Origin of the sequence: Halobacillus faecis (assembly GCF_007991335.1) — a bacterium.
GTDB classification, from domain to species: domain Bacteria; phylum Bacillota; class Bacilli; order Bacillales; family Halobacillaceae; genus Halobacillus; species Halobacillus faecis.
In genome coordinates, this window is sequence record NZ_BJYD01000012.1 from 88,144 (window position 1) to 107,517 (window position 19,374).

Consider the following 19,374-nt stretch of genomic DNA (forward strand, 5'->3'; position numbering starts at 1 on the left):
GGTAAACTGACGGTGGATCACATATTTAACAAATTATTGGCGGAGGTGCCTTATGTCTTCTGTAGTTGTAGTCGGAACCCAATGGGGGGACGAAGGAAAAGGCAAGATTACTGATTTTCTATCACAAAATGCTGAAGTTGTCGCTCGTTATCAGGGCGGAAATAATGCTGGCCATACAATAAAATTTGATGGAGTCACTTATAAGCTTCACTTGATTCCTTCAGGGATCTTTTTTGAAGATAAAACGTGCGTGCTTGGAAACGGAATGGTGATTGATCCCAAAGCACTGCTTGAAGAATTGAAATACCTACATGACAAAGGGGTATCCACAGACAATTTGCGGATTAGCAACCGGGCTCATGTCATTCTTCCCTATCACTTGAAATTAGATGCTCTTCAAGAGGAAGACAAGGGTGCGAATAAGATTGGAACGACCAAGAAAGGCATCGGTCCTGCCTACATGGATAAAGCGGCGCGTACCGGAATCCGTATCGCTGATCTACTCGATAAAGAAAGCTTCCATGAAAAGCTCGAGCAGAACCTTGCTGAGAAAAACCGTCTTCTGGAAAAAGTATATGAAACAGAACCGTTTGCAGTGGAAAATATTCTTGATGAATACTATGAATATGGTCAACAGATTGCATCCTACGTTTGCGATACATCTGTTGTATTAAACGATGGGCTGGATGAAGGGCGTCGTGTTCTTTTTGAAGGTGCTCAGGGAGTTATGCTCGATATCGATCAGGGAACGTATCCTTTCGTTACCTCTTCTAATCCAATTGCGGGTGGAGTAACCATCGGTTCTGGTGTGGGACCATCGAAAATTAAACACGTTGTCGGCGTTTCGAAAGCTTATACGACTCGCGTTGGAGATGGACCTTTCCCGACAGAGCTTGAGAATGAAGTCGGAGATCAAATCCGTGAAGTGGGTCGTGAATACGGGACAACAACAGGTCGTCCGCGTCGTGTCGGTTGGTTTGATAGTGTCGTCGTCCGTCATGCACGCCGTGTGAGTGGAATTACCGACCTTTCCTTAAATTCTATTGATGTATTGACAGGTATTGAAAAGTTGAAAATATGTACGGCTTACAAGTACAAAGGGGAAATCATGGAAGAGTTCCCGGCAAGCTTGAAAGTTCTGGCCGAATGTGAGCCTGTTTACGAAGAAATGCCAGGCTGGACAGAAGACATTACAGGCGCTAAAACGCTGAGTGATCTTCCGGAAAATGCACGCCATTATATTGAGCGTGTTTCTCAGCTGACTGGAATCCCGTTATCCATTTTCTCCGTTGGTCCTGACCGTGCACAAACGAATGTTGTCCGCAGCGTATATAGTGAATAATATCGAAGCCTGGCTTACTCAGCCGGGCTTTTTTTCACAAATCATAGAGAGAAAAGAATCGAATACGTGCAAGTTAGGGTAAACTCTACTTAGGTTATTAAGAGGAGGAGTGTTTCACGTGAAACGTATCTGTGTTTTCGCTGGGTCTAGTACAGGTAACGACCCGGTTTTCATAGAGAAGACGAAAGCTTTAGGAATGGGGTTGGCTGCAAAGAACGTTGAGTTGGTCTATGGTGGTGCTAAAAGCGGTTTGATGGGAGTGCTGGCTGATCAGGTGCTGGACAGTGGCGGAAAAGTGACCGGAATTATGCCAAGTCACCTTTTTGAAAAAGAAATCGTTCACCCGAACATTACCAAAATGATCGAGGTAAGAACCATGCATGAAAGAAAAGCGAAAATGAGCGAACTGGCTGATGGATTCATCGCCCTTCCAGGAGGTTTTGGTACGTTTGAAGAGCTTTTTGAAACGGTCAGCTGGGCTCAAATCGGTCTTCATACAAAACCACTTGCCCTGTACAACATTGCGGAATACTACACTCCGCTTGTTCAACTCATAGAACATGCGATAAGAACAGGATTTGTACCCGAAGATAACCGTAACCTTTTTATAGATGCCAATGACCCTTTTTCTTTATTGAATGAAATGGAGAAGAAAGTATAAGAGACGTGCCTATTCAGGCACGTCTCTTATACTTGAATCGTTTTAAAGAAAATGAGTCCAAAAAAACGGTACGTCAATTTAATACTTTCAATGGAGGACTCTTCGGTGATGCTTAATCCGTAGATCGTCGTTGGCGAGGTATCAGGTGAAGCAGCCATTGCTTTAGAGGCGAGCGGCGAAGTGTCAGGGGCGAGCGGGATCGTTTCATATTCATTGATGGCATACGCATCTTCCACAAGCGCGTATGTATCAGTAATCATAAAACCTTTTTTAGAATCACTGACCTGCATCTTAATATTTTTAGGCTGTTGGTCGTTATTGATCGACACATCAGTGATCTGAATGCTCCCAAGCAAGCTTTTGTTTCCCAGAGCGACAATGACCGTTTGCTTATCTTCTGTGGTACCGATCGACCCATGGGTGAGTGGCGGGTTCAGTTTTAAAAATCCAATTATGGAGACAAATAAAAGGATAAGGACGAAAACAACGTAGCGAAAAATCTTCTTCAAACAAACCCTCCTTTCTTTTTGATCGACAGAATTCTACGGGAAAAACTATATTTCTAGTAAAATTACTATTGCTTACGGTTATCCTGTATGGTACGATAGTTATCGTTGCAGTGAACAAGCCATATGGTCCGGTAGTTCAGTTGGTTAGAATGCCTGCCTGTCACGCAGGAGGTCGCGGGTTCGAGTCCCGTCCGGACCGCCACTTATATTATATCATTTGATGTAGTCGAATACACACGTAATGTGATGCACTCATTAGGTTATAACGTCGAATGGTAATGAAGGTAAGATTCAAACGTGTCGAGCACAAACATCATCGAATCTCCTTCAAGACAAGAGGTAGAGCGAAAGCAAATGTTATAGTCATTATGGCTCGGTAGCTCAGTCGGTAGAGCAACGGACTGAAAATCCGTGTGTCGGCGGTTCGATTCCGTCCCGAGCCACTCCATAAAAAGCTTACGGAAATTATTCCGTAAGCTTTTTTGTATGAAAAACATCTGAATTTGTTATGAACTTTAGTTAACTACCCTGCAGGATGTTGAAAACTTGATTTAGAGATGGTCGTTTAGCTGAGGGAATGGTTAAATATCCAGGGCGTGCGCTTAAAATCTCTTTGGAATGCCTCCTAAGGCGTCTCCCGCACCCCCCATAGTAGTTTCAAAGCTAGCCGTAAGTATCGAAACTGAGTTTCTACAATAAGAAGTCTAGGTAAGATGAAAATAGTTTACTATAATGAATAATCTCATATGAAAAAATGACTATCATTTCGTAATTTTGGTAAGAATATTATAACTATTTTACATATTTGAATATCTATTTCTTATAAAACTTCCGTGTGATAGATTAAACTAGGAATAGTTTAGACAGGTGCATCAGGAGGATCATTATCATGTGGAAGAAACTAGCTGTCACAGCGATTTCCGTCGTTAGTATTGGTGTAGGGACGGCTTATGCCGAAAGTTCACTGCCGACGGTTTATCACGTATATATAGATGAACAACATGTGGGTATGGTAGAAAATCAAGCAGAGGTCAAATCGGAATTACGCGAGCGCATGGAAGAGGCAGAAAAAGATCATAAAGAATTGAATCTTTCTTATAAGGAAGAAGTCTCCTTTAAGGAGCAGAAAGTGCTGTCTGTGAAAGACGAATCATCAAAGGTCATGGATTCTCTTGAAAGTGAATTAACCTTAGTCGCGGACGTTATGCGCCTTCACATCAACGGAGATCCTGTCGCACACCTTCCAAATGAAGAGAAGGCAGAACAAGTCATCGAATTCGTGAAGGAGAAATACGTAGCAGAAGATGAACTTGAGATATTAGAAAAAGGGACGCCTGAGCTACCTGCTGTCGGTGAAACGAAGGTGATGGATGTCGGTTTATCGGTACCTGTCACAATGGAAGAAGATCAAGTCATTCTGCCGCAGGTCCATACGGTAGAGGAAGCAGTAGCAAGGGTGGAAGAAGGTCGTCCTTATCCAAGTAATCATTCTGAAACGACTACTTTCATGGGGATGATGGCTAAATCTAAAAAGCCACTTGCCGATGTGGTCATAACTGAGAAAGAACGTAAGGAAGAGAAGATTCCCTATAAAGTAGAAACGAAAAAGACGGATGAACTCTATAAAGGTGAATCCAAAGTGAAACAAGAAGGGGAAAATGGAAAAAGAGAGCTATTGATTGAGCGCACGTATCGAAATGATCAAGAAATAGAAGAAGAGACGGTTGAAAAAGAAGTTGTCAAAGAACCCGTGAAGAAGGTTATTCTGCAAGGGACGAAGAAAATCCCTTCTAGAGGTACTGGAGACTTTGCCTGGCCCGCTGTAGGCGGTGAAATTACCAGTAAGCAGGGAGAACGCTGGGGTCGCTATCATAAAGGGATCGACATTGCCGGTGTTTCTAATAAAACAATTAAAGCGGCTGACAATGGAAAAGTGATTGAAGCAGGATATCGAAACAGTTTTGGAAATAAAGTTGTCATTGATCACGGGAATGGATACGAGACGATTTACGCTCACCTTTCCTCGATCGGTGTCAAAAAAGGGCAGATCGTTAAAAGAGGAGAAAAAATTGGAGTCATGGGAACAACAGGTCGATCCACAGGAGTGCATCTTCATTTTGAAGTCCACAAGGATGGTTCACTCGAAAACCCTCTTTCCCACGTCTCTCCTTAACCGCTATGATTGAGTCATAGCGGTTTTTTTCTTTCCCCGTAAGCAAAGGATTGAAACGGGCGATGGTTGGTTGGAGTAAGATTTAGTAAGAGGATTAAGAAATAGGCATGATAAAAGTATAGGTGAAACGGCTGATTTCGAGAGAGGATTATGGTGAAATAAGACATTTAGCAGTAAATAAGTTAAAATAAAAGAAAGAAAAGATGACGAGGAAAGGGATGTGAAGCACTATGGCACAGAAAATTTTAGTGGTCGATGACGAAAAACCCATTGCTGATATATTGAAATTCAACTTAGAAAAAGAGGGTTATCAAGTCGTTTGTGCATATGACGGAGATGAGGCAATTACGAAAGCAGATGAAGAAGAGCCGGAATTGATTCTTCTTGATATTATGCTGCCGAACAAAGACGGTAATGAAGTGTGCCGAGAAGTGAGGAAGCGTCATAATATGCCGATTATCATGTTGACGGCAAAAGATGCAGAGATTGATAAAGTACTCGGACTGGAAATGGGCGCAGATGACTATGTGACCAAGCCTTTCAGTAATCGGGAGTTGATTGCCCGTGTGAAGGCAAACCTGCGTCGTCAACAGCAGGAGCCTGAAGACAGCGCGCAGCAGACGAAAGATATTGAAATCGGCCGTCTGGCGATTCACCCGGATGCTTACACAGTGACTCGTGATGGAAATCATATTGAGTTGACTCACCGTGAGTTTGAACTGCTTCACTATCTTGCTCGTCATATCGGACAAGTCATGACTCGTGAACATTTGCTTGAGACGGTTTGGGGCTATGACTATTATGGTGACGTACGTACCGTCGACGTAACGGTAAGACGACTGCGTGAAAAAATTGAAGAGAATCCTAGTAACCCAATGTGGATTGTTACCCGTCGCGGGGTTGGGTATTATTTGAGAAACCCAGAGCAGGATTAAGCTTTTATGAAAGAAGTGGGTTTCTTTCAGTCTGTTAGGCTGAAGCTGATTCTTGTATACATTTTGTTATTGTTATTGGGCATTCAAGTCATTGGTGTCTATTTTGTCGATCGATTGGAAGAGCAGCTCGAGACGAACTTCACGAATTCAATCGAAGGACAGCTGAATTCATTGACCTACAGTTTGCAAAATGCGTTTAATACAGAGCGGGGAGAAGATACGCTGCCTTTGGACGCAGATCTACAAAGTCTTATTAATGATTTTAGCGATGACAACACAGATATTGGGAAACTATGGGTTGTAGATAATAACCAAAAAGTGCTTGCAGCTACGACAACGAGTGACCAGTCTCCCATCGGGAAAAAAGTAACGGACTCCGCCATTACGAAGGTATTCTTGTTTGGGGAGGCCACAGAGCCTAAACCTTGGCGGGAAGAAGGGACCAACAACCGGCTGTTCCGTGGTACAAATCCGATTACGGATGAGTCCGGGGAAGAGATTGTAGGGGCTCTTTATTATGAAGTTTATATGAACGATATCTATGAACAACTTGGGGAAATCATCAGTATCTTCGCCAAAGGGACGGTCTTAGCCATTACAGTTACGGCTTTGCTCGGGATTTTGGTGGCAAGGACCATCACAAAACCTCTGACAGAAATGAAGCGCCAGGCACAAGTCATGGCCACAGGGGACTTCTCACAGAAGGTTGATGTAAAAGGAAATGACGAAATTGGACAGTTGGGTCATACATTTAATGATCTGAACGATAAATTGAAGCTGGCGACAGCGACGACAGAAGGTGAACGCCGGAAGTTGAGCTCTGTGCTTTCCAATATGTCGGATGGTGTCATTGCAACAGACCGCCTCGGTGCCATCACACTAATGAATGCACCGGCCTCAAGATTAATTGGCCAGACATTTGAAGAAGTCCAGGGACAATCTCTTGTGGATGTTCTTGACTTGAATGATCAAGTTGAAAATATCTCAGAGGTGGAAGAAGCAGGTTCTATGATCATTGATTTAAGCAGTGACGATAACCACCTTCTTCTTAAAGCAAACTTTTCTGTGGTCGAAGATGAAAACCATGACATGAATGGTTTTATTACTGTGATCAGTGATGTGACCGAACAACAGCGTGTAGAGAAAGAAAGACGGGAGTTTGTTTCAAATGTATCTCATGAACTGCGTACGCCGCTGACGACAATGCGTAGTTATATAGAGGCATTGAACGATGGGGCATGGCAGGATCCGGACATTGCTCCAAGATTCCTTGATGTGACCCAAAATGAGACAGACCGTATGATCCGTTTAGTGAACGATCTTTTGCAGTTAACAAAAATGGATCATAAAGAAACGAGTCTGATGAAAGAGCGGGTGGAGTTTGTCAGCTTTTTTGACCGTGTCATTGATCGTTTTGAAATGAACAAAAATGAAAAAGTAGAGTTCATTCGCAACTTGTCGAACAAGAACATGTATGTGTGGATGGATAAAGATAAAATTACTCAAGTGCTGGATAATGTCATATCCAATGCTATCAAGTACTCTCCAGAAGGCGGGAGCATCCGGTTTAATGCTCATTCTACGAAGAAACAGCTGCGCGTAAGCATTACCGATGAAGGCATTGGAATGCCGCCAGACACCGTCGATAAGATCTTTGATCGCTTTTATCGTGTCGATAAATCCCGTGCCAGAGAAATGGGAGGAACCGGACTGGGCCTTGCTATTGCCCGGGAAATGATTGAAGCTCACCATGGGAAAATATGGGCGGAAAGCCGCGAAGGTAAGGGCACGACTGTCCACTTTACGTTACCGCTCATGAGTCAGAAGCGGAGGGGACAGTCATGAAAAAAGAAACCATGAAGTCCGTGATTTTGGTGATCCTCATCGCCTTTAGCTTAGTTTTGACCGTAGCCCTTTGGACGTATCAGCCTATGAATGAACCGTTGGAAGAGGATGTATTCATTGAAGATACTAGATTAGAAAAAATAGGATCAGAGCGGACGATTCCGAATCTCGCACCTCCTGATGAGGTCGTTTTTCATGAGCAAAATTCCTATTTTACATTCAAAGATAATATTGACCTTACAGCCTTTTACCAACAACAGATGCAACAGTGGAACTTATCAAATTTTGATACGAGTCCAAGAACAATCAATGTCGATAACCACAGTGAGATTGTGGAAATCATTTTCCCTGCGCATCTGCCGGTCCAAGTGATTAGTGATATCTTTAAAGTGAACGAAGGTATTCCGATGGAAGGACAGCAGGCCAACTTTAATCGGATCTTCTTATTGCGTCATTCCACAGAGGGAAGTGCCGCTTCTTCCTCTTCTTATGATTTGTGGTTTGTAAATAGCGATGGGGAAGGCAGTGAAGTTACGCTTCAGGCAGATATCAGTGCGGCAGCTGGAGAACGCGCGATACAGGAAGTTGATAATAAAGATGAGATGGTGGAAATGTCCCGTGTGGCTGACTTCCTGCAGATCAACCCTGAGGACCGCACGAATGCTTCACACATCTACGTACCTAAAAATCCTGTGAGTATATCGGAATATGTGCTGCAAACGGGAGCTGTAAACGTAAAACCGATTCAGAATGATATTTTCCCTTCAAATACGCGCGTGTTTAAGTCGCGTACGAATAGCGGTGAAAATATCACTAAAACCATTCAAAGAAGGTTGACGCAGTATGATAAGAGGATGGAATATGATTTGACAATTCCGAACTCAGCAAACCAGAAGAACTTGACGGAATATGAGTTGTTTGTCCAAAGTATGGAGGACATAAATAGTCACTTGGGATGGACGGATGACTATCGTTTGAATTCAATCTTAAGTGGTCGGGATGAAGTTCGCTATCGCCTTTACTTTAATGACCGGCCTGTTCTTGAGAACGTGGAGACTTATAAATTGGCAAGTATCCAATTAAGTTACCAGCAAGGGCAGATCCAGGAATATGATCGTCCGCTTGTCCAGTACAGCAGTATCAACGAAAGCGAAACGAACCTCTTGTCCGGTGAGGAAGTTCTTTTGGATCTTCAACGAGATGGGGAATTAGAAACCTCAAGAATCAGGGATTTGAAGATCATGTACACACTTGAAGAACAAAGGAGCGAATTGGTGTACAGCTTGATTCCTGAATGGTACATGTTGACAAACAGCGGGTGGACGAAGGTATATCCAGAAGAAAAGTCTCAAAATGCAGAGGTATCGTAACGAGGGGGTAAAACATGCAGTGGGGTCAAATCAAATCATTATTTATCATCAGCTTCTTAATCCTCGACCTCTTCCTGCTGCAGCAATTGTTAGGCAAGCAAGCGGAGGATGAAGTGGGGCAGATCTCCACCGTTGCTGAAAGTATTGAAGCTGAACTGGAAGCGAACGACATTTCCATTGCGGACGATGCAATCCCGGAGGAATTACCAGAAGCTACTCCCATTGAGTCGGAGAGTACGCATTCGTTTCCTGATGATGTGATGAGTCAAATCGAAGATATGGATGAAAGTGATAAAGAGGTCGAACTCAAAGAAGACAATCAAGTATTGCACGTCACTTTTGATGAACCTATAGAAGTGACAGAAGATACGATTCAAAGTGTGGTCACTGATGTTGTACCTTTTGCTTCCCGATATTCGTATTGGGGATGGAATGAAGAGTCGGGCGCGGCTCTCTTTTTCCAGGCAAAAAATAATAAGACCGTTTATTTTAACAATAACGGATACTTGTTATTGAATATTGTCGACGGTGAAATGACGGGATATGTAGCAACGTTACTATCTTTTGAAGATGGAGAATACTCAGGGTCCTCCAGTGAAACGGAAGTCAACATTGAACCTCTCAGCGCCATTCGCATCCTGTTGAATCATAGTCTCATTGAACCCGGAGATGAAATCACATCGATGGATATCGGCTATCACACAAGCTACAGTCTTCCGGCCGGGGAGGAAAACGAAACGCAAGTGTTTGCCTCCACTTGGAAAGTGACGGTCAACGGAGACCGCAACCATTTTCTATACACCTTTGACGGGACGATCATTGAATATATCAATGAAGAATCCTTTATCTCGGATGTTAAAAGTGAGTATGGCTTAAAAAGTGCGGAAGAAGAGCAAACGGCAGCAAATGAAAATAGAGAAACCAATTAAATGGAGTGTATGGGATGAGCATGAGATTTAGTGTACTTGCTTCAGGCAGTACGGGGAACGCATTCTATATTGAATCGGGAGATGAGAGAATCTTAGTAGATGCAGGCCTGAGTGGGAAGAAAATGGAAGGGCTGCTTGATCAAGTCAACATTGATCCGCAATCATTATCACGAATCCTTGTCACTCATGAGCATAGTGATCACATCAAAGGTCTTGGCATCATGGCAAGGCGCTACAATCTTCCTATCTACGCCAACGAAAAAACTTGGAATGCGATGGAAGGACAGATTGGCAAACTTTCTATCGACCAGAAGTTCCACTTTTCTATGGAAGAAACGAGGACATTCGGGGGGCTGGATGTAGAATCCTTTGCCGTTTCTCATGACGCGGCAGACCCGATGTTTTATACGTTCCATAAGGATGGGAAGAAAATCGCCCTTGTCACCGATCTCGGTTATGTATCGGAACGGATTAAAAAAACAGTGGAAGGTGCCGATGCCTACATCTTCGAATCGAATCATGATGTAAGCATGCTTCGTATGGGACGTTACCCATGGAATGTTAAACGGCGTATATTAGGGGATTCCGGACACGTATCCAATGAGGACTGTGCCCTGGCGCTCACGGATATTATTACGGATCAAACGAAAAGGATTTATCTTGCACATTTGAGTCTCGACAACAATATGAAAGATCTAGCCCATATGTCTGTTAAAAATGTTTTAGAAGAGCGTGGATTTGAAGTGGGCAGCCACATTGAACTGCATGATACGGACCCACAGGAGGCCACACCAATCTTTGAGGTTTAAAAGGTTTTAAATAGTAAAGAATAAGGAAACAGTACCTTAGAAATCTACGGAGAGCGTAAGAAAGGTAAGGTGAAAGAGGCGTGGGTTATTATGATGATCATTCCCCTACCCGTCAGCAGAAACAACAGCGTAGGCGGTGGGTGATGCCGACGATTGTGGGAGGTATTTTAGGAGCCGTTCTTGTCTTACTGGCTTTGCCGGCGTTGGTTCAGACAGAGTTGCTTCCTTATGATATGACGATCCCCGAGGATGAGAGTGGACTTGTTGAAGATGATCAGGAGCTGACGGGAGGCACGACTAAAAACGTCCAGCTAGATGTAAGTACCCAAATCACCGAAGTGGTTGAAAAAGTGACTCCCTCCGTTGTAGGAGTCGTCAATTTGCAGACCCGTCAAGATTTTTGGCAGCAGGAAGGCGACTCCGCCCAACAGGCAGGGGTAGGATCCGGTGTGATTTATAAAAAACAAGACGGTACCGCATATGTCGTGACGAACAACCACGTCATTGAAGGGGCGAGTGAAATTGAAGTCGTCCTTGCCGATGAAACAAGGGTTAAAGCCCAGCTGATCGGAGGAGATTTGTTTACCGATCTCGCCGTTTTAAAAATGCCGGCTGATCAAGTCAAGCAAGTAGCGGAGCTAGGGACTTCAGAAAACTTGAAAGTCGGTGAGCCGGCCATTGCTATCGGGAACCCTCTTGGTCTGAGTTTTGCAGGGTCGGTCACTCAAGGAATCATCAGTGGTAAGGAACGAGCAATTCCTCAGGACTTTAATGGAGATGGGATGGAAGACTGGCAGGCGGAAGTCATTCAAACGGATGCAGCCATAAACCCCGGAAACAGTGGTGGAGCACTTATTAACATTGACGGTCAATTGATTGGCATTAATTCGATGAAAATTGCTCAGTCTTCAGTGGAAGGAATCGGTTTTGCTATTCCCATTGATTCAGCCAAGCCCATTATTGATGAATTGGAACAATATGGCCAGGTGAATCGTCCGTACATTGGTATTGAAGCTTATGGTCTAAATGAGGTACCGAGCTCTGAATGGAACAATACGCTAAACCTTCCTCAAGATGTAGAGGGTGGATTGTATATCCGCAGCATTCGACAAATGTCTCCAGCTGCTAAAGCAGGTCTCGAGCCATTGGATGTCATTACCTCTCTGGATGGAGAACCTGTGCGGGATATCATTGACTTGCGTAAATATCTGTACAATGAAAAAGATCCGGGGGATGAGATGGAAATCACGTATTACCGTGATGGTGAGCAAGCGACCACCACTCTGACACTAGGATCCCAAGAGTAATTCACAGAAAAAGAGTATCCTTCATTGGATACTCTTTTTCACGGTCAAAATTCGCTCTAGTTCTACAATATTCACCTTGATGTTATCCACAGGGTGTGAATAGTATTCTGGATAAGTGTCATATATGGTATCAGAAAATATGTTCGCCACCATATAGATTCAGTGATTGTGTATATGTGGATAATTTCCGTGGATAACCTGTTTATATTCAGGGGAAAGCTGTGAATATCAGAAAATTTACAAGGTTTGTGCATAAGTCTGTGGACAATTGTGGGTAACTATTCTCGTTAGTCTGAATTTTCCACATGTGTATAAATGCAAGCGGGTTTTGCACGCTGTTTCTTCTTGTTTTCCATTGTTCCATTCCATCAAAAATTGTCTAATGGTAACGACAAACGATAATTAATTAAGCGCTCTGTTTTTTCCTTTTCTGGATTTTGAATTTCCTTCGGTAATGCCAATTAAACGTATAAATCAATGGCGTCAAGATAGCGGTAGGCACCAACCATAACCAGATGCTGATGCTTGATATATTCAACAAACGTGGAGCACCAAAGACGGTGAAGGCTGTAAGAGTAGCAATGGAACAGCCAATCAAATTTCCGAAATGCTCAAAATACCAGTGCATTTTATTTTGCGGAGGGGTCAGCCAGTAATACAGTTGTCCTCCACCAAGTATGATTCCCAGGATGGGGAAGTATTGTAGCAATGGGAAGTCGTAGATCCAGCCGAACACCATAGTGATGGCTGACATTAGGATAAGCAGAGCTGAAATTCCAAGGTCGTATCCATTGCGGTGTTTCTCTGTACGCCGTTTAAAGCGCAGGACGCGGATTCCCATCCATGCCGTTGCTGCACTTAAAGTAGCGATGAAAAGCAGGAAAAAGGAAAAAGCTCGCGCTTCTGGTACCGTATAATCGAAAAAGATGCGATAGACTCCCATATACAAAGCTGTAGCTGCTACAGTGTACATGGCCGTAACGTAAATCCAGCCGACTTTTTTGTGGATGTTTCCTCCTTTTTTCGTTACAAGAGGGATCCAAAAAACGCCAAGGGCGCTGAATCCTGCGATTATATGGACGGTAAGCATGATTGAAAATAATAACATAGACACCGCTCCTTTCCTAACCTTCTCCTATATATACGCTCTTAAGAAGCTTCTCCCCTCCTTTTTTACTAGACGTTTACAAAAAAAGACCGGCTTGCGCCGGTCTTTTTAATGGAGTTGATCTTGTTTCCATGTATTCTTAATGATTTTAGTTAATGCGAGGATGGCAATTAAGTTTGGCAGCACCATAAGCGCGTTAAACGTGTCGGCCATTTGCCATACGAAATCAACTTGGACAAGCGAACCTGCCACAATGAAGATCAATACAATACCGCGATACAAAGGAACTCCTTTTTCACCAAATAAGAACTTCACGTTCACTTCTCCGAAATAAGCCCATCCGAGAATCGTAGTGAAGGCAAAGAATAAGAGGCAGATTGCGATAAACGGAATGCCGAACTCTCCCAGGCCGCGTGCAAATCCTTCCTGTGTAATTGCACTTCCTTGCAGGTCTGTCTGGTGGGCTTCTGTAATCAATATAACCATGGCTGTAAGCGTACAAATGATGACGGTGTCGATGAAAACACCGACCATAGCAACGAGTCCCTGATGGGATGGCCGTTTGACGTTTGCGATTGCATGCGCATGTGGAGTCGAACCCATGCCGGCTTCATTAGAAAAGAGGCCGCGTGCAATTCCGTAGCGAATCGCTTCTTTAATAGTAGCACCTAGGACACCACCACCGGCTGCTTCAGGACTGATCGCGGCTTGAACAATGAGTTGCAGTGTTGGAAGCACTTGGTCCCAAAAGTTCACCAGAATGATGAGACTTCCAATAATATAGAGCAAGGCCATAACCGGTACGACATTTCCAGCAAAGGACGAAATCCGTGTAATGCCCCCAAATAAGATGAGTCCAATGAAAAAGGCAACGGCGACTCCGAGACCAAGGTTAAGCATGAAGGAACTTGAACCCATCGCTTCGTTCATCGCGGTCGTAATCGCGTTGGATTGTACCATATTCCCGACAAATCCAAGGGCGATGATGATGGCAATAGCGAAGAATCCCGCGAGCCACTTGCTGCCAAGCCCGTCTCGGATGTAATACGCAGGGCCACCGTGGACCTGGTCTCCTTTTTTCACTTTATAAAGCTGAGCAAGAACGGCTTCTGCGAATATGGTTGCCATCCCGAAAAAGGAGCTGATCCACATCCAAAAAATCGCCCCGGGACCACCGGCTGCGATGGCGGTCGCGACACCAGCGAGGTTCCCTGTTCCCACTTGCGCAGAAATCGAAGTGGCAAGTGCCTTGAAGGAGTGAATCCCTTCTGTTTTTTCTTTTTTAAAAAGGGGAGCAAACGTCTGCTTGAATCCTTGTCCGAGGGAGCGGACCTGGATGAAGCGCAGTTGGAACGTCAGCCATACGCCTGTCCCAAGCAGGAAAATAAGCATAACTGGTCCCCATAAAAAGCTATTAATCTCTATGAATACGTTGGTAAGTTGTTCCATGGGTAAGATCCTTTCTTTCTTTAACATATGACCATGAAAAAGAGTATCTCACTTGCAAGCGTTTTAAGACAAGAGGAAATGTTATTTAGGAATTTACAGCATTATTTTAGTATTCGACAAAGCTATTTAGGAATTCGACACAATTATTTTAGAAATCCACAACGATATTTAAGTATCCGGAGTCACCGCTAATGCTTTCCAAATGCTGAGGAAGTTCCGTACAATAGTAAAAAAAGGAGGAGCATTTATGATTGATTTGCGAAGTGATACCGTGACTAAACCGACGCTGGCAATGCGCCAGGCGGCGTTTGAGGCAGAAGTCGGCGATGATGTGTACGAAGAAGATCCTACTGTGAAAAAGCTTGAAGACAAGGCGGCGGAAATGCTCGGGAAAGAGGCTGCTTTGTTTGTGACTAGTGGCACGCAGGGAAATCAGATTGCCGTTTTAACCCACTGCAACCCTGGGGATGAAGTGCTTCTGGAAGCGAACGCCCATCTTTTTCTATATGAAGGGGCATCGATGTCGGCACTCGCTGGCGTGCAGCCTCGGACGATTCAAGGGAGACGTGGGGTGATGGACCCTGAGGACGTGAAAGCAGCGATTCGGCCTGACGATATTCATTTTCCGGAAACGAGCTTGATCTGTCTCGAAAACACTCATAACAAAGCGGGTGGTGTTGTCGTGCCGCTTGAAAATATGCAGGCGATCTATGAAGTGGCTAGAGAAGCAGGGATTCCTGTCCACCTCGATGGGGCACGCTTGTTCAATGCTTCTGTTGCTTCAGGCACCTCGTTGCACCGGTACGCGGACCAGACCGATACGGTACAGGTGTGTTTGTCCAAAGGGTTGGGTGCACCGGTCGGCTCAATCATTGCTGGCTCCTATGACTTTATTCAAAGGGCGAGAAAGTGGAGAAAACGTCTCGGAGGCGGTTTGCGCCAAGTTGGCATGGTTGCTGCACCTGCATATGTGGCCTTAACCGAGATGGTCGACCGGTTAGCAGAGGATCACGCACATGCAAGGCAACTGGCCAATGGTCTTCGGCATGTGGAAGGTCTGAAAATCGAAAAGGTGGAAACGAATATCGTGCTCGTCCATGTGGATGGGCTAGGAGAGACCGCGGAATCCTTTTTACATAAGCTGAAGGAAGTTGGTATTCTGGCTGTGCCTTTTGGTCCCACTACGGTCAGGTTCGTTACGAATTATGATGTGAATGAAAGAGAGATTGACCAGGTGATCGATATGGTTATTTCTCATTATCAGTATTAGGGTTATCTTTTTGTGAATAGGGTATAGTTAGGCAATAAACCCAGGAGGTGGCTTTCATAGCGGACATCCGAGCAAATAAGGTCAGACGAGGTTCGTCGGTCAATGATGAAAAATTTGCTGAGATGTTGTACAAAGATTCATTTGTTGATGGTATTCCGCTGGATGAGCTTGGCAAGGATTTGAGAAGAATGAAACGATATAGAAAAGAATTGAATAAGCGAAAATAGCCAAACCCCCATGGATGCATCCATGGGGGCATTTATTATACAAGTTCAGGTAACTGTTTCGGTTCCTGGGACTGTGCTTCGAGACCCGCTTTGTTCAGGAAGTTCCAAGGCTGATTGAAGTGCGGTTGGAAAAAGAAATCCGTGTAAGCCAATTCATCGATCGTCATCCCCGTTTGGATGCACACGCTCATCGTGTTGATGGATTGGGTCACGTCCGCTTTGGAAATGACTTGCGCACCAAGAATGCGGCGGGTATCTGGGTTGATCGTCACTTTCAGCATGACTTTTTCTGCTGTCGGCATAAAGCCTGGACGATGAGTATCTTCAATTGTGATACTTTTCACATGGATGTCTAAAAGTTGAGCTGAAGTCTCCGTTAGTCCAGTAGAAGCCATGTTCAGGTCGAAAATGTGAAGACCTGATGTGCCTTGGGTTCCGACATGTTTCATCGTCGGCTCCATCAAATTGCGAGCAGCTAATGTTCCCATACGAACAGCATTCGTCGCAAGTGGAATATACAAATGTCCGCCCGTTGGGTTGTAAGGAACGGCACAACAGTCGCCGGCTGCAAAAATATCAGGGTCACTCGTTTGCATATATTCATTGACTTTGATGGCGCCGTTGCTGAGCATCTCGATTTTTCCTTTTAAAAGATCCGTGTTTGGACGGAAACCGACGCAAAGGATGACAAGGTCTGTTTCGTAGGTCTCCTTATTTGTTGTGACGGTAGAAACGGAGCCGTTGGTTCCCTCAAAACGCTGGACCGTTTCGTTCAATGCAAGCTCAATGCCACGTGATTTGAAATCGTCTTCAACCATAGTGGTGAACTCTTCATCTAAATATTTGTTTAAAATTCGATCTGCCCCATCAATGAGTGTGACGTCTTTGCCTGCTTTTTCGAAAGCTTCTACAAGCTCGACACCAATATAGCCAGCGCCTACGACAGTCACCTTTTGCGCATCCTTTGCTCGCTCAATGATTGTGTTTGCTTGGTGGTAGTTTTTAGCAAGCAGGATGTTATCAAGTCCGATGCCTTCTATAGGAGGGGTGACTGGCCAGGAACCTGTCGTCATCACAAGTTTATCGTATGTGTCGTAGACTTTTTCACCTGTGACAAGGTTTGTGGCTTCAATCGTTCTTCTGACTGTATCGATCTGTTCCACGTCATGCTGCATCTTCATCGTCACACCAAGGTTTTGTAATTCTTCGGGGGAGGAATAAAACAACCCTTGCGGATCCTCGACGACTCCACCAACATATAACGCTAACCCACAAGATAAAAAGGATACATTGTCATTTCTTTCATAAACCGTAATGTCTGCTTCAGGGTACAGTTTCGCCATATTCGTAACCGCAGCGGTACCTGCGTGTGTGCTTCCAATAACAGCAATTTTCATGGTGAATCCTCCTTGAATATACATGTGAAATATTTCACATGTTGAATATGGTTCTATTATAAAACGGTCCATTTCGAAAAACAACCCTTTTGCTCAATGTTTCACATAATAATTTTCCTTATTATGTGTGACCAGGTCATACATATTTTGGAAAGTTTATAGATGCAGTGTTAATGGTTTGTGAGGTTTGTATTAATTTTGCGGGTAGTTGAAGGATATTCATACCCGGCATGGAAAAGGTAGGCGAAGGTCTAATTTCTATAAAGGGAGTGCTTCATTTGAAAAGGATGTTCGTTTTTGTTTTTAGTCTTGTCTTTATTTTATCTGCTCATGGTGTTCAGGCTGCTGGAACGATAACCGTAGGCGATGCTTTGTACACCCCGAATGGAACAGATGTATCTGTAGAAGGGTATATTGTGGGGGTTCCTGTAAACATTGATACGGTTGAACAGAGCAATTTCACGAGTAATTATGCTTTAGCGTTGGCGGATGATGCATCCGAAACTAAGGTGGACAACATGATTTTTGTGAAGTTGGATTCGGAGTATCGTAGTCAATACGGCCTGCAAAACAATCCTGGATTGATGGGTACGAAAATCAGGGTGGATGGTACGAGGGATGATTATTTCTCGCATCAGGGCATTGAATACGTAACTTTGATCTCCAAAGTTTCTGGGGATGATGGCGGAGGCGACAATGGAGGTACATACACAGGCAGCTACTATCAAGCGGCCGAAGGTTTGACAGGATATGCACTTAAACAATCGCTTCATGAGATCATTGATGACCATACCGAGCTTTCTTATTCCAACGTGTGGGATGCCCTGCGTCATACAGATGAAGATCCATCAAACCCGGACAATGTACTGCTTTTATACTCCGGAAAGTCCTACAGCAAGTATGACAACGGTGGGTATGTCGATGACTGGAACCGTGAGCACGTCTGGGCGAAGTCACATGGAGATTTCGGGACGTCAATGGGAGCAGGGACAGATATCCATCACCTCCGCCCAACGGATGTAACCGTTAATTCAGCTCGCGGTAATCTGGACTTTGATGAAGGAGGATCTGCTTTTTACGAAGCGCCGGGCACGTATTATGATGGTGATTCCTGGGAGCCTCGTGACGAGGTAAAAGGGGACGTCGCACGAATGATATTTTATATGGCCGTCCGTTATGAGGGAGATCAGGGGGAATTGGATCTGGAAATTGCCGATTATGTAGGGACGAGCGGTCCATACTTAGGAAAGCTATCCATATTGAAGGAATGGCATGCGCAGGATCCTGTCGACGCCTTTGAACAAAACCGAAATGAAGTCATCTTTAAGGATTATCAGGGGAATCGTAATCCTTTCATTGATCATCCGGAATACGTTGAACAGATCTGGTAAATGGATAAAGGAAAGAACCGGACCACAATTCAGGTCCGGTTTTTTGGTGCTTTAATTACCAATATCTGTATGACCTGGTACAACAATATTTGGATATGTTATTCCACCGATGCAGGAGTTTGGTTTTTGGGTGTGGTAGTTTATAGGGTATGAGAATTTTCAGGAGGGGATTGGATGGCGAGGGATGTTCGGTTCAAGGTGGATGGACAGCGGTTCAACTATCGAGCGGCTGGTATATTAATAGAAAACGATCATGTGCTTCTACATAAACAGGTGAATGACACGTATTGGGCGCTTCCGGGTGGAGGCATTGAACTCGGGGAAGCGTCGGAAGATACAATCGTTCGGGAAATGGAAGAGGAGCTTGGCTATGCTGTTGTGGTAGAACGTACGGTATGGATGGCGGAGACGTTCTTTGAACACCGCGGGGATGATATGCATGAGGTGGCTTTTTACTACTTATTAAACACAGAAGAAGCGATATTCAGAGAAGGACCTTTCTATGGACTTGAAGGGGAGCGGTTGATCTATCAATGGATCCCGCTAGCAGACTTGAAAGAAATTGAAGTACGACCGCCATTTCTCGGAAAAGCATTAAGGAATGTTCCATGTGAAACATCGCATCTCGTTGTGAAAGGATAAGGGAGTTCTA

The 19,374-nt window shown here is 44.3% G+C and carries 16 protein-coding genes and 2 tRNA genes; 14 read left to right on the plus strand and 4 right to left on the minus strand.

Features of this window, described 5'->3' with window-relative positions; all coding sequences use genetic code 11:
- Positions 1 to 52 precede the first annotated feature (52 nt).
- Positions 53 to 1,342, plus strand: a complete 1,290-nt coding sequence (locus HFA01_RS06950; RefSeq protein WP_146814593.1) for an adenylosuccinate synthase — start codon at positions 53 to 55, stop codon at positions 1,340 to 1,342.
- A gap of 118 nt (positions 1,343 to 1,460) precedes the next feature.
- Positions 1,461 to 2,003, plus strand: coding sequence for an LOG family protein (locus HFA01_RS06955; RefSeq protein ID WP_146814595.1), 543 nt, complete (start codon positions 1,461 to 1,463; stop codon positions 2,001 to 2,003).
- Between the two features lie 26 nt (positions 2,004 to 2,029).
- Here HFA01_RS06955 and HFA01_RS06960 read toward each other — a convergent pair whose 3' ends face one another.
- Positions 2,030 to 2,512: a hypothetical protein gene (locus HFA01_RS06960; protein ID WP_146814597.1), complete on the minus strand. Its 483-nt coding sequence runs from the start codon at positions 2,510 to 2,512 to the stop codon at positions 2,030 to 2,032.
- A 125-nt stretch (positions 2,513 to 2,637) separates the two neighbouring features.
- Here HFA01_RS06960 and HFA01_RS06965 point away from each other — a divergent pair.
- The 9 genes from HFA01_RS06965 to HFA01_RS07005 all read left to right on the plus strand — a co-directional run bounded on the left by HFA01_RS06965 (position 2,638) and on the right by HFA01_RS07005 (position 11,880).
- Positions 2,638 to 2,714 (plus strand) — tRNA-Asp (locus HFA01_RS06965).
- Between the two features lie 168 nt (positions 2,715 to 2,882).
- Positions 2,883 to 2,955 (plus strand) — tRNA-Phe (locus tag HFA01_RS06970).
- Positions 2,956 to 3,401: 446 nt separating this feature from the next.
- Positions 3,402 to 4,685: a peptidoglycan DD-metalloendopeptidase family protein gene (locus HFA01_RS19150; RefSeq protein WP_146814599.1), complete on the plus strand. Its 1,284-nt coding sequence runs from the start codon at positions 3,402 to 3,404 to the stop codon at positions 4,683 to 4,685.
- A 230-nt stretch (positions 4,686 to 4,915) separates the two neighbouring features.
- Entirely contained in the window at positions 4,916 to 5,620 is a 705-nt protein-coding gene (gene yycF, locus HFA01_RS06980; protein WP_146814601.1) for a response regulator YycF, read from the plus strand.
- A gap of 6 nt (positions 5,621 to 5,626) precedes the next feature.
- On the plus strand, positions 5,627 to 7,465 hold the full coding sequence (gene walK / locus HFA01_RS06985) for a cell wall metabolism sensor histidine kinase WalK (RefSeq protein WP_146814603.1): 1,839 nt from the start codon (positions 5,627 to 5,629) through the stop codon (positions 7,463 to 7,465).
- Positions 7,462 to 8,835, plus strand: coding sequence for a YycH family regulatory protein (locus HFA01_RS06990; RefSeq protein WP_146814605.1), 1,374 nt, complete (start codon positions 7,462 to 7,464; stop codon positions 8,833 to 8,835). Before walK ends, HFA01_RS06990 begins: the two co-directional genes overlap by 4 nt.
- A gap of 14 nt (positions 8,836 to 8,849) precedes the next feature.
- Positions 8,850 to 9,764 carry a two-component system regulatory protein YycI gene (yycI, locus tag HFA01_RS06995; RefSeq protein WP_146814608.1) on the plus strand — a complete coding sequence of 305 codons (915 nt, stop codon included), beginning with the start codon at positions 8,850 to 8,852 and terminating at the stop codon, positions 9,762 to 9,764.
- Positions 9,765 to 9,778: 14 nt separating this feature from the next.
- Positions 9,779 to 10,573, plus strand: coding sequence for an MBL fold metallo-hydrolase (locus tag HFA01_RS07000; RefSeq protein WP_146814610.1), 795 nt, complete (start codon positions 9,779 to 9,781; stop codon positions 10,571 to 10,573).
- An 80-nt stretch (positions 10,574 to 10,653) separates the two neighbouring features.
- On the plus strand, positions 10,654 to 11,880 hold the full coding sequence (locus HFA01_RS07005) for a S1C family serine protease (RefSeq protein WP_146814612.1): 1,227 nt from the start codon (positions 10,654 to 10,656) through the stop codon (positions 11,878 to 11,880).
- 406 nt (positions 11,881 to 12,286) lie between these two features.
- On the opposite strand, the gene HFA01_RS07010 is transcribed toward HFA01_RS07005, so the two are convergent.
- Together HFA01_RS07010 and HFA01_RS07015 are read right to left on the minus strand one after the other, a co-directional pair.
- The gene (locus HFA01_RS07010) at positions 12,287 to 12,988 is read right to left on the minus strand and encodes a DUF2306 domain-containing protein (protein WP_146814614.1); all 702 of its coding nucleotides are present in this window, start codon (positions 12,986 to 12,988) and stop codon (positions 12,287 to 12,289) included.
- Positions 12,989 to 13,096: 108 nt separating this feature from the next.
- Positions 13,097 to 14,437 (minus strand): alanine/glycine:cation symporter family protein, encoded by a 1,341-nt coding sequence (locus HFA01_RS07015; RefSeq protein WP_146814616.1) that lies wholly within the window; start codon positions 14,435 to 14,437, stop codon positions 13,097 to 13,099.
- 247 nt (positions 14,438 to 14,684) lie between these two features.
- Here HFA01_RS07015 and ltaE point away from each other — a divergent pair, with 247 nt between their 5' ends.
- Positions 14,685 to 15,707, plus strand: a complete 1,023-nt coding sequence (gene ltaE / locus HFA01_RS07020) for a low-specificity L-threonine aldolase (protein WP_146814618.1) — start codon at positions 14,685 to 14,687, stop codon at positions 15,705 to 15,707.
- Positions 15,708 to 15,969: 262 nt separating this feature from the next.
- On the opposite strand, the gene HFA01_RS07025 is transcribed toward ltaE, so the two are convergent.
- Positions 15,970 to 17,331, minus strand: a complete 1,362-nt coding sequence (locus tag HFA01_RS07025) for an FAD-dependent oxidoreductase (RefSeq protein WP_146814620.1) — start codon at positions 17,329 to 17,331, stop codon at positions 15,970 to 15,972.
- Between the two features lie 287 nt (positions 17,332 to 17,618).
- Here HFA01_RS07025 and HFA01_RS07030 point away from each other — a divergent pair, with 287 nt between their 5' ends.
- On the plus strand, positions 17,619 to 18,722 hold the full coding sequence (locus HFA01_RS07030; RefSeq protein ID WP_246139300.1) for an endonuclease: 1,104 nt from the start codon (positions 17,619 to 17,621) through the stop codon (positions 18,720 to 18,722).
- Between the two features lie 174 nt (positions 18,723 to 18,896).
- Positions 18,897 to 19,364, plus strand: coding sequence for an NUDIX hydrolase (locus HFA01_RS07035; protein ID WP_146814624.1), 468 nt, complete (start codon positions 18,897 to 18,899; stop codon positions 19,362 to 19,364).
- Positions 19,365 to 19,374: the final 10 nt, after the last annotated feature.